This window comes from Kocuria sp. (genome assembly GCF_030536815.1).
Classification (GTDB): Bacteria; Actinomycetota; Actinomycetes; order Actinomycetales; family Micrococcaceae; genus Kocuria; species Kocuria gwangalliensis.
The window spans coordinates 1-9,302 of the sequence record NZ_JAUNPE010000049.1; the positions used below are offsets into that span (position 1 = coordinate 1).

Below are 9,302 nucleotides of genomic sequence, written 5' to 3' on the forward strand. Positions count from 1 at the left end.
CACCCGCGTACTGCAACATGGCGCGCATGATGTACTGCGCGCGCTCGGTGCCCTGGGCCGCGATCAGCCCGTCGAAGGACTCGATCCACTCCTGGGTTTCCTCGGAGTTGGCGTCTTTGAGGTTGTTGGTCAACCCGCTCAAAATATGGTGGTTGCTTGAAGGCTGCACAGTTTCTCCTGCAGTGTCACGGTGGTTCACCGATGTGGCAGAGCGGCTGCCAGGCTCCGGTGGGGGCCTGGCAGCCGCGAGTTCTTTTCAAGGCGACGACGGCGCTCGGTGCCCTCGCGCACGAGGGTCGCGAGCGGCGTCGTCGGCCTGGCTAGTGGCCGCTGTCCGTGGACCCGGAGTGTTTTTCCACGACCGGGGCCTGAACGATCTCGCCCGACGCCGTGATGGCGGGAACTTCCGTGCCCTCGGAGTCCACGAGCTTGCCGTTCTTGATGGTGTCCCCCTCCCGCAGGGATCCCTGCAGGTGCTCGAGCGACTCAAGTCGAACGTAGCGGGGTGGTGCCGCGGTGAAGACCGATCCTTGACCCTTGGGCGGGTTACCCAGCTTGATCTCATTGAACAGGATGTTCAGCAGCACGGCGGCCACGGCGGCGGAGGAAATGCCGGAGTGGAAGATGGTCTCGAACCACGCGGGGAAGCCGCTGTAGATGTTCGGGGCGGCAATTGGGAGCATGCCGATACCGATGGCGGTCGAGACGATGACCAGGTTGGGGGTGCCCTGGTACTTGACCTTGCCCAGGGTGCGGATACCGGAAGCGGCCACGGTGCCGAAGAGCACGATGCCTGCGCCACCCAGGACCGGCATGGGAACCGCTGCGACCACGCGACCCAGGATGGGCAGCAGGCCCAGGATCAGCATGATCAGACCGCCGGCCGTGACCACGAATCGGCTCTTCACTCCCGTGATGGCGACCAGACCAACATTTTGCGCGAACGCGGACTGGGTGAAGCCGTTGAACAGCGGGGCCAGGAAGGAAGCACCCATGTCTGCGCGCAGGCCGTTGGCGATCCGACGGCGGTCCACCTTGGTGTCCACGATCTCGCCCACGGCAATGATGTCCGCGGTGGTTTCCGTGAGGATCACCAGCACCACAATGGTCATCGAGATGATGGCCGCGGGCTGGAAGGTGGGCGGGCCGAACGCGAGGGGCTCGGGAAAGGCGAAGATCGCGCCGTCCATGACCTTGGAGAAGTCGGCCATGCCGATGGCCAGCGCAAAGAGTGTGCCCAGGACGATGCCCAACAGGATGGACAGCCGCGAGATGATTGCGCTGCGCATCTTGGACAGGAGCATGATGATCACCAACGTGGCGCCGGCCAGACAGACGTTCTTGAAGATCGCGTTCTCGTCCCCGGCATTTGCGACGGCGGCACCGCCCATGGCCCACTGCGCGGACACGGGGAACAGGGACAGGCCAATGGTCGTGATGACCACGCCGGTGACCACCGGCGGGAAGAGCCTGATGATGCGCGCGAAGAACGGTGCAATCAGGAAGCCAATGGCCGCCGATGCCATGACCGCACCGAAGACCGCTTGGATCCCGCCGTCACCGTTGACGATCGCGGTCATGGTGGCCACCCCGGCGAACGAGGTGCCCTGGACCAAGGGCAACTGGGAGCCGAAGAACTTGATGCCGAAGGACTGAAGCATGGTTGCCAGGCCGCCGACGAACAGACAGCAAGCGACCAGGAGCGCTTGCTCATTGGTGGACAGACCGGCTGCGCCACCCACGATCAACGGCGGAGCGATGATCCCGCCGTACATGGTCAGAACGTGCTGGAATCCGTAGCCCAAGCTCGGACCCGCGCCGAGGTACTGGTCCTCGGGCCGCTTGACCTCGGTCGTAGCGGTTTGTGACATGGGAAGCCTTTCTCGGAATGAATGAGCCGGTGTGTCCCCGCCTCGGCCTCAAGAGACGGGGACATCTCGGTGGTGAAGCAGATGGCTCAGCAAAAGCCGGTGATGCCCATCCAGGCGTGCTCGTCCTGGGTTGCGTCCTTGCGCTGTACGGTGGCCTCGATCAGCCCGAACGGACGGTCCGCGGCGTAATGGGTTTCGTTGTTGTTGCCCAGGTCGCAGAAGCTCAAGTCGTAGACGAAGTGGTGCTTGTTGGGGCACGAGAATTTGATTTCGTCGATCTCCGGGTGCGCCTCGATCACGGCCTTGCCCATGAGGTACAGGGTCTCCTGCAGTGCGCGGGAGTAGTGGTCGGTGAACTTGGTGAGGATGATGTTCTTGACGTCCTCGTACACGGCGTCGAAGTCGACATCGGTGGTGTTGTACCGCCAGCGGGTCGCCACGTCCGTGGACATGATGCGGTCCGTGGTTTCCTGCAGGGTCGTGTACTGGTCCTTGGGGTACCCCTCGAAGCCGGACTCGGTGGACTTCAGGATGGTGAGGTTCCTGAAGCCGGAGATCACGGTCTTCTTGTCGCCGTCCGTGACGAGCACGGAGGTGCGGACTTCCTGCTTGTTCTGGACAAAACAGTGGTCGTTGTCGTTGATGCGATCCCAGCGGTACTCGTCCGCCGCCCAACGGCCGCCGGTGATCCAGTCGAACTCGCCCGTGAAGTGGTCGGAGAGCTTGAGGATCAGGTCCTCCGGGGACTTGATGCCGTACCGCTGGGCAAACGCGAACACGGTGTTCTTCTGGGTGTCGGTGGGGACACAGTGGGCGTTGTCGCCCTTGGTGTGCACCTCGGTGAGGTCACCGCGCAACTGGGAGGTGACCACCAGGTCGCGGATGATGTGACGGTCGTTGTCACGGTTGATGCGCACCACGTGGTTCTGCGCCTTGCCGTACTGGTTTTTTCCGAGCACTACTTCGGTCATCGTGAGTTACTCCTGTGTAGAAAATGGGTGTGCTGTCCGAGTGGATCGGCAATCGTCGACTGGGTCGGCTCCTGGGTCAACTGCCGCGGTACGTGGAATACGCAAACGGGCTCAGCAGCAAGGGCACGTGGTAGTGGCCCTGCTCCTGTCGCACCGAGAAATCCACTGAGACGAACGGGTAGAACGTCTCGAGCTCGCGCCCGGCAAAGTACGGCTCGGTTGCGAAAATGATCCGGTAATGGCCGGACTCCAGGGTCTCCGGGCCGAGTTCGGTGACTCGGCCGTCCTCGTTGGTGGTGGCAGTGCCAAGTTCTTGGCCCTCACCGGTGAGGAGTGTGACGTCAATTCCTTGGGCTGGGCAGCCGTGCACGGAATCAAGGACGTGTGCGGACATGAAGCTCATGACAGGATCCCTTCGATGCGGAGGAGTGCAATCTGACGAAGTTGCTCGGCAACTTCGGTGCGCTCGTCTTCCGGGGTGTTCTGCAGGCGGCGCTGCAGTTCTGACAAAATCTCGGGCACGGAACGGCCGGCGGCGCGGATCAGGAATACCTGGCCGAAGCGCTCCTCGTACTCGGTGTTGCCCCGGGCGAGTTCGGTCTTGATGTCTTCCGTGGACTCACCCAGCCCGGCCTGCTCGTTGCGGGAGAGATCGGCTTCCTTGGACTTTCCGGCGGCGCGCTCGCCGATCTTGGGGTGGTGCGACAGAGCCTGGTCGAGCTCTGCGTCCGTGAAAGGGTGAGCGGCATTGCGTGCGGTGGCCAGTGCGTCGTCGGTGGTTTCGTACGGCCGGCCGTCCACGACGTCGTCGACCCAGCGCTGGATGTCCAGAGCGGGGCGAACGGTCTCCACCGCCGCGTGCCGATCCAGGTCGTTGAACTCGTTGAGCGTCATTGCGTCCCCTGCGTTTTCGCTATGTGAAATCTAAATTCCATATGAAGATAGTGAACTGGATCACACGGCGGAAGTCAAGGGGGTCGAGCCGGAGTTTTCAGAACCGAAACAACGTGTCATTGGACCGTCATGCGTGACGTGGCGTGACGCACACCGGCACGCGCACGGCGGGTGCCGGAACGGTGCCTACGATGAGGCCATGAAACCGTTTGTACTGCTGGCCACCCGGCCCGAAGACGATGTGGCCCTGGAGGAATATCACGCCGTTCGGCGTTTTGGTGGCCTGCAGGAATCCCAGCTCGAACACGTGCGACTGGAGAAGGGCCCGGTTCCGCCGTTGGAGCTGGACAGGTACAGCGGAATCATCGTGGGCGGCTCGCCCTTCAACTCATCGGATCCCGCGGAGGAGAAAACGGCCACGCAGCGCCGGGCCGAGGAGTGGATCAGCGCACTCCTGGACGAGGTGGTGGCCCGGGACTTCCCGTTCCTGGGTGCCTGCTACGGAGTGGGCACGTTGGGAACCCACCAGGGCGCGGTGGTGGATCGCACCCGCAGCGAAGAGGTGGGGCCCATCACCGTCACGGTCACCGCTGAGGGCGCCACAGACCCGTTGTTGTCCCAGTTGCCGGGGGAGTTCACCGCGTACGTGGGGCACAAGGAAGGCACTCGATCACTGCCCGCCAATGCGGTGTTGCTGGCCAGCGGAACCGTGTGCGAGGTGCAGATGTACCGGATCAAGGAGAATCTCTACGCCACTCAATTCCACCCGGAGCTCGATCCGCAGGGGCTGATCAATCGGGTGATCGCCTACAAGGATCTGGGGTACTTCCGCCCGGGAGACACCCAGACCGTGATCGACCGGGTCAAGGACGGTCCCGAGGTGGACCAGCCCAAGAAGATCCTCGCGGCGTTCGTGGACCGCTACGCGGTGTGAGGGCGCACATCCGCTGCACACGCCCACCACAATGACCGCACCGCGGTCCAGCGACCGATAGCGTGGGACCATGAGCCAGCATCCCGCGCCTTGGAGCAAGCCGCCCGCGCCGTCCCCGATACCGCCCGAGCAGCTGCGCACGCTGGCATACCACCGGTTGGGTTTGGCGGATCGGAACCACGCATGGTGGAAGCCGCTCGTTGAGGGCGCCATCCTGTTGTTCTTGTTCATCGTCCTGTCGGTGTTGTTCGCCATCCCGGTCATCCTGTTCATGGACAACCCCATGGACGTGGAAAACCTGGACACCATGAACCAGCTGGATCCGCTGACCTTTTTCTTCCTGTTCGGTTCCATTGCGCTGATGGCACCGGCCGCGTATGTGGCCAGAATGATCATGGGCCCGCGGCCGCTGGGGCTGCTTCACTCGGTGACGGGGCGGCTGCGCTGGAAGTGGCTGCTTCAGTGCGGGCTCGCGGCGTTGGCCATTTTCGTGGTCGTCAACGGCCTGTCCATCCTGCTGGACCTCTTGGCCGGCGGCGAGGCGATCGAATTCACCGTGGCACCCCAATGGGGTTGGTTGCTGCTCATGGTGGTGCTGTTGGTGCCCATCCAGTGTTTTGCGGAGGAACTGATCTTCCGCGGTTATCTAATGCAGACGGTCGGCCGGTGGCTGAAGCACCCGGCGTGGGCCATTCTCTTGCCGGTGCCGCTGTTCGTCGCCGGGCACCTCTATGACGTGTGGGGCCAAACCGCAATTGCCATCATGGCGATCACCATGGGTGTGCTCACGTGGCGCACGGGTGGGCTGGAAGCGGCGGTCGCCCTCCACGTGGTCAACAACTGCACGGTCACACTCATGGCCGTAGTCGGGTTGGCGGACCTCAACGATACGAGTGGCGGGCCTCTCGAGGTGCTGTTCACCCTCGCGATCAACGGGATATTCCTTGTGGTCGTGTTCCGGATGGCGCGCAAGACGCGGATCGCCACCTCCCGCACCATCATCCTGCCGCCCCCGCCGCGGTTGCCCTCGCTCGCTCAGCGGCCTCGCGTGGTCAGCCAGAACGGCTCCGAACTCGCGGCATTCGTGGTGGATCCCCGCACCCAGAACTACCTCTCCCTGCCCGAGCAGTACGGTCCGTACACGGTACGGGACGGCCAGGGGCGCCCGGTGGGTCTACTGGACGTGCGGCGGACCGGTTCGGCCGCCGATCCCGAGCGCACTCCCTAGACTGTCCTGCATGGCCCCTCACAGCGTGTCCGACTTGGATTCTCACCGTGCCCCGTTCGGCTACGCCCGCGCACTGGGTGATTACGTCATGGCATCGCCCAGTTCGTACCACGCGGTCGAGGCCGCGGCGGGTCTGCTGCGCGGGGCGGGATTCACGCAACTGAACGAAACCGAGGCGTGGAGCGACGTCGCCGGGCGGCACTTCACGATTCGCGACGGCGCTCTGATCGCCTGGGTGGCCCCGCGCGATCTTCGCGCGGGCACCGGCTACCGGATCCTGGGCGCCCACACGGATTCACCCGGGTTCAAGCTCAAGCCCAAACCCACCACGGTGTCCCACGGCTGGTACCAGGCCGGGGTGGAGGTTTACGGCGGGGTGTTGTTGAACTCGTGGCTGGACCGTGACCTGCGCCTGGCCGGGCGGCTCGTGGTGCGCGGTGAGAACGGTGAACTCTCACAGCACCTGTGCTCGACCGAGGCCATTGCGCGCATTCCACAACTCGCCATCCATTTGGATCGCTCAGCCAACGAGGGTCTCACGCTCGACAAGCAGCAGCACGTGCAGCCCATCTGGGGGACCGGGTCGGTTCAGGACGCTGATGTGTTGGGGTTGCTCGCGGACATGGTCGAGGCATCGGTGACTCCGGAGCGCATTGTGGGCTTCGACGTGGTGCTCGCGGACACCCAGAAACCGGAGCTGATCGGGCAGCGGCGGCAGCTGCTCGCGAGTGGGCGGTTGGACAACCTGTCCTCCGTGTACGCCGGGTTGCACGCACTGGTCGAGCACGCGGATGACCTCGAGTCCGCGTCGCAGATCTCGATGCTGGCCGCGTTCGACCACGAGGAGGTCGGTTCCGCCACGCGCTCGGGCGCGGCCGGTCCGTTCCTGGAGGACGTCCTGGTCCGGATCAGTGCGGCCCGGGGCGAATCGCAGGACGATTATCGGCGCTCCCTGTCCGCATCGGTGTGCCTGTCCGCGGACGCCGGGCACCTGGTGCACCCCAATTACCGGGGGCACCACGACCCCGTGAACACTCCGGAGCCCGGTGCCGGGCCGCTGCTCAAGATCAACGCCAATCAGCGGTACACCACCGACGCCGTGGGCGCGGGGCTGTGGGCGGACGCGTGCGAGCGCGCCGGAATCAGTTACCAGGAGTTCGTCTCCAACAACAACGTGCCGTGCGGTTCCACCATCGGACCCATCACGGCCACCCGGCTGGGCATGCGCACACTGGACGTGGGCGTGGGACTGCTCTCGATGCACTCCGCCCGCGAACTCGCCCACGTGGACGACCTGCATGCGCTGTCCCGGGTGACCGGGGCGTTCTGGCGGTCATAGAGCGTCACGCGTGTTGACAGTCACTCCGAGCCCGTGATGGCCTGAACCCGTAACGCCATCAAGAGCGGCCGAGAGACGTGGCTCGTCAACGCCGCAGCAACCACCCGGATACCGGGACGGTGCTTCCGCCACGACCGATGGACAGCTTTTCGGCTCCTGCGGTTCGCACGCTCACGCCCGTGCGCCGGGCTGCTCCCGGTCGATGGTGCGGAGCATCGCGACAGAACGCGAGGGACCACCGAGAACATGAGCACCGACACCCGAACCACAGAACAGTTGGCCACCACCAAACATCAACCGCACGCCGCGGAGCCGCTGAGCACCCGCGACCTTTTCGACGTGTTTCAACCGGTGTTCGAGCGCATTGCCGGCGGGGCCGTGGAGCGCGAACAACGGCGGATCCTCCCGTTCGAGCAGTTCGCGTGGCTCAATGAGCGGCGCTTCGGCGCGCTCACGGTCCCGCGCCCGCGGGGCGGCTACGGTGCCACCCTGGAGCAGGTTGCCGAGTTGCTGATCGCCCTGGCCGCCGCCGACTCCAACGTGGCGCACGTGTACCGCTCACACCTGGGATTCATTGCGAGCCTGGGCTCCGACGAGTCCGAGGTCTGGTTCCCGCGTATTGCCGCCGGTGAAACCGTGGGTAATGCCGCGACCGAGCGTTCCGGTGCAGCCCTGGGCACCGCCGCCACCACACTCACCCGGACCGGCGACGGCGAGTGGGAACTCAACGGCACCAAGTACTACTCCACCGGTTCCATTTTCTCCGACTGGATCCAGGTCACCGCCCAGATCCCCGGTCACGAGGAGCGCTCGCACGCGCTGGTGAAGAGCTCGTGGGACGGCATCGAACTGGTCGATGACTGGGACGGCTTCGGCCAGCAACTCACCGGAACGGGCACCAGCCACTTCCGCGCGGTCAAGGTTCCGGCGTCCCATGTGCGCAATCGAGACGGCCGGGCAACCCAGGAGACCGCCGTGTTCCAGCTCGTGCTGCTCGCCGTCGAGGCCGGCATTGCCAGGGCCGCGATCGACGAGGGTGTTCACCTGGTGCGTTCACGCACCCGCGGCTTCAACACCGGCACGGGATCGGTCGCGCGTGAGGACCCGCAGATCCTGCAGCGCGTGGGTGAGCTCAGCGCCAAGGCTGGCGCCGCGCGGGCAATCGTTCTTCAGGCGGCCCGCGAGCTCGACGCCGCCATCGGCGTTCTCGGCGGCGATCCCCTGCTCGAGAACCCTCAGGAGTTGACCAACGCGTGCGAGGTGCCGGTGGCGCACGCGCAGGTGGTTGTCCCGGACCTGGTGCGCGACGTCACCGACGGGATCTTTGATCTGCTCGGCGCCTCCGCCGTGGGTAAATCCAAGTCCCTGGACCGCTTTTGGCGCAACGCGCGCACGGTGGCCACCCACAATCCCACCATGTACAAGGCGCGGATCGTGGGCGACCACCGCGTCAACGGCACCCCGATGTTCGGCCTCAACGCCATTGGTGAGGTCAACCCGTCCGGCGAACCCACAACGAAACAGGGCTGAACGCTGTTAGGTCTTTGGCGCACTCTCGGCAGTGCCGCGAACGCATCACAGGTACCGCCCGGGCCTTCGCACCCATCTCCTGCGTGGTTAGAACCCTGGGCGCGGGCCACAAGGGTCCCAACGACGCACCACCTGCAAAGAGAGGTTCTCACGAGCCATGAGATGTGCCGCTTGCATAACGTTGGAACCGCTGCGCGTCGATCACGCCTCAGAAATGGTCGAGGTACTCGGTGACCCGGCACTCTACGAGTTCACGGGTGGCGAGTCACCCACGCTTGACGAACTCACCGCACGGTACGCGCACCAGATCGGGGGAGCCTCACCGGACGGAGCCGAAGAATGGCGTAACTGGATCGTGCGATCAGTGGCCACCACGCAAGCCATCGGGTATGTGCAGGCCACGATCCGGCGAACTCAACGGTCCGCGGATCTCGCCTGGGTGATCGGCTCCCGGTGGTGGGGGCGCGGCTACGGAAAAACGAGGTCGTGTACACCTCATGTGTCGTTGGGGCCCTTGGGTGAGCCCAGAAGGGTT

At 64.7% G+C, this 9,302-nt stretch carries 9 protein-coding genes and 1 riboswitch; of the genes, 5 read left to right on the plus strand and 4 right to left on the minus strand.

Going from position 1 to position 9,302, the window contains the following annotated elements; genetic code table 11:
• Positions 1–320: 320 nt before the first annotated feature.
• The 4 genes from Q4E95_RS06470 to uraD form a co-directional block, all read right to left on the minus strand.
• On the minus strand, positions 321–1,871 hold the full coding sequence (locus tag Q4E95_RS06470; RefSeq protein ID WP_303382538.1) for a nucleobase:cation symporter-2 family protein: 1,551 nt from the start codon (positions 1,869–1,871) through the stop codon (positions 321–323).
• Positions 1,872–1,957: 86 nt separating this feature from the next.
• Positions 1,958–2,842, minus strand: a complete 885-nt coding sequence (pucL, locus tag Q4E95_RS06475) for a factor-independent urate hydroxylase (RefSeq protein WP_303382539.1) — start codon at positions 2,840–2,842, stop codon at positions 1,958–1,960.
• 76 nt (positions 2,843–2,918) lie between these two features.
• Positions 2,919–3,245 (minus strand): hydroxyisourate hydrolase, encoded by a 327-nt coding sequence (gene uraH, locus Q4E95_RS06480; protein WP_259912729.1) that lies wholly within the window; start codon positions 3,243–3,245, stop codon positions 2,919–2,921.
• Positions 3,242–3,736, minus strand: a complete 495-nt coding sequence (uraD, locus tag Q4E95_RS06485) for a 2-oxo-4-hydroxy-4-carboxy-5-ureidoimidazoline decarboxylase (RefSeq protein ID WP_303382540.1) — start codon at positions 3,734–3,736, stop codon at positions 3,242–3,244. Before uraD ends, uraH begins: the two co-directional genes overlap by 4 nt.
• Before the next feature lie 199 nt (positions 3,737–3,935).
• On the opposite strand from uraD, the gene Q4E95_RS06490 reads away from it, so the two are divergent.
• The 5 genes from Q4E95_RS06490 to Q4E95_RS13905 form a co-directional block, all read left to right on the plus strand.
• The gene (locus Q4E95_RS06490; protein ID WP_303382541.1) at positions 3,936–4,670 is read left to right on the plus strand and encodes a glutamine amidotransferase; all 735 of its coding nucleotides are present in this window, start codon (positions 3,936–3,938) and stop codon (positions 4,668–4,670) included.
• A gap of 70 nt (positions 4,671–4,740) precedes the next feature.
• Positions 4,741–5,898 (plus strand): CPBP family intramembrane glutamic endopeptidase, encoded by a 1,158-nt coding sequence (locus Q4E95_RS06495; protein WP_303382542.1) that lies wholly within the window; start codon positions 4,741–4,743, stop codon positions 5,896–5,898.
• A gap of 10 nt (positions 5,899–5,908) precedes the next feature.
• Positions 5,909–7,237, plus strand: a complete 1,329-nt coding sequence (locus tag Q4E95_RS06500) for a M18 family aminopeptidase (RefSeq protein WP_303382543.1) — start codon at positions 5,909–5,911, stop codon at positions 7,235–7,237.
• A gap of 52 nt (positions 7,238–7,289) precedes the next feature.
• Positions 7,290–7,381, plus strand: a riboswitch (SAM riboswitch).
• A gap of 102 nt (positions 7,382–7,483) precedes the next feature.
• Positions 7,484–8,767, plus strand: a complete 1,284-nt coding sequence (locus tag Q4E95_RS06505; protein ID WP_303382544.1) for an acyl-CoA dehydrogenase family protein — start codon at positions 7,484–7,486, stop codon at positions 8,765–8,767.
• Between the two features lie 157 nt (positions 8,768–8,924).
• Positions 8,925–9,302: GNAT family N-acetyltransferase (locus Q4E95_RS13905; protein WP_368660313.1), on the plus strand; the 378-nt coding region annotated here is incomplete at its 3' end.

Coding starts and splice junctions, on each gene's coding strand:
- Q4E95_RS06470 (WP_303382538.1), bottom strand. CDS start 1,871: ATGTCACAAACCGCTACGACCGAGGTCAAGCGGCCCGAGGACCAGTAC.
- pucL (WP_303382539.1), bottom strand. CDS start 2,842: ATGACCGAAGTAGTGCTCGGAAAAAACCAGTACGGCAAGGCGCAGAAC.
- uraH (WP_259912729.1), bottom strand. CDS start 3,245: ATGAGCTTCATGTCCGCACACGTCCTTGATTCCGTGCACGGCTGCCCA.
- uraD (WP_303382540.1), bottom strand. CDS start 3,736: ATGACGCTCAACGAGTTCAACGACCTGGATCGGCACGCGGCGGTGGAG.
- Q4E95_RS06490 (WP_303382541.1), top strand. CDS start 3,936: ATGAAACCGTTTGTACTGCTGGCCACCCGGCCCGAAGACGATGTGGCC.
- Q4E95_RS06495 (WP_303382542.1), top strand. CDS start 4,741: ATGAGCCAGCATCCCGCGCCTTGGAGCAAGCCGCCCGCGCCGTCCCCG.
- Q4E95_RS06500 (WP_303382543.1), top strand. CDS start 5,909: ATGGCCCCTCACAGCGTGTCCGACTTGGATTCTCACCGTGCCCCGTTC.
- Q4E95_RS06505 (WP_303382544.1), top strand. CDS start 7,484: ATGAGCACCGACACCCGAACCACAGAACAGTTGGCCACCACCAAACAT.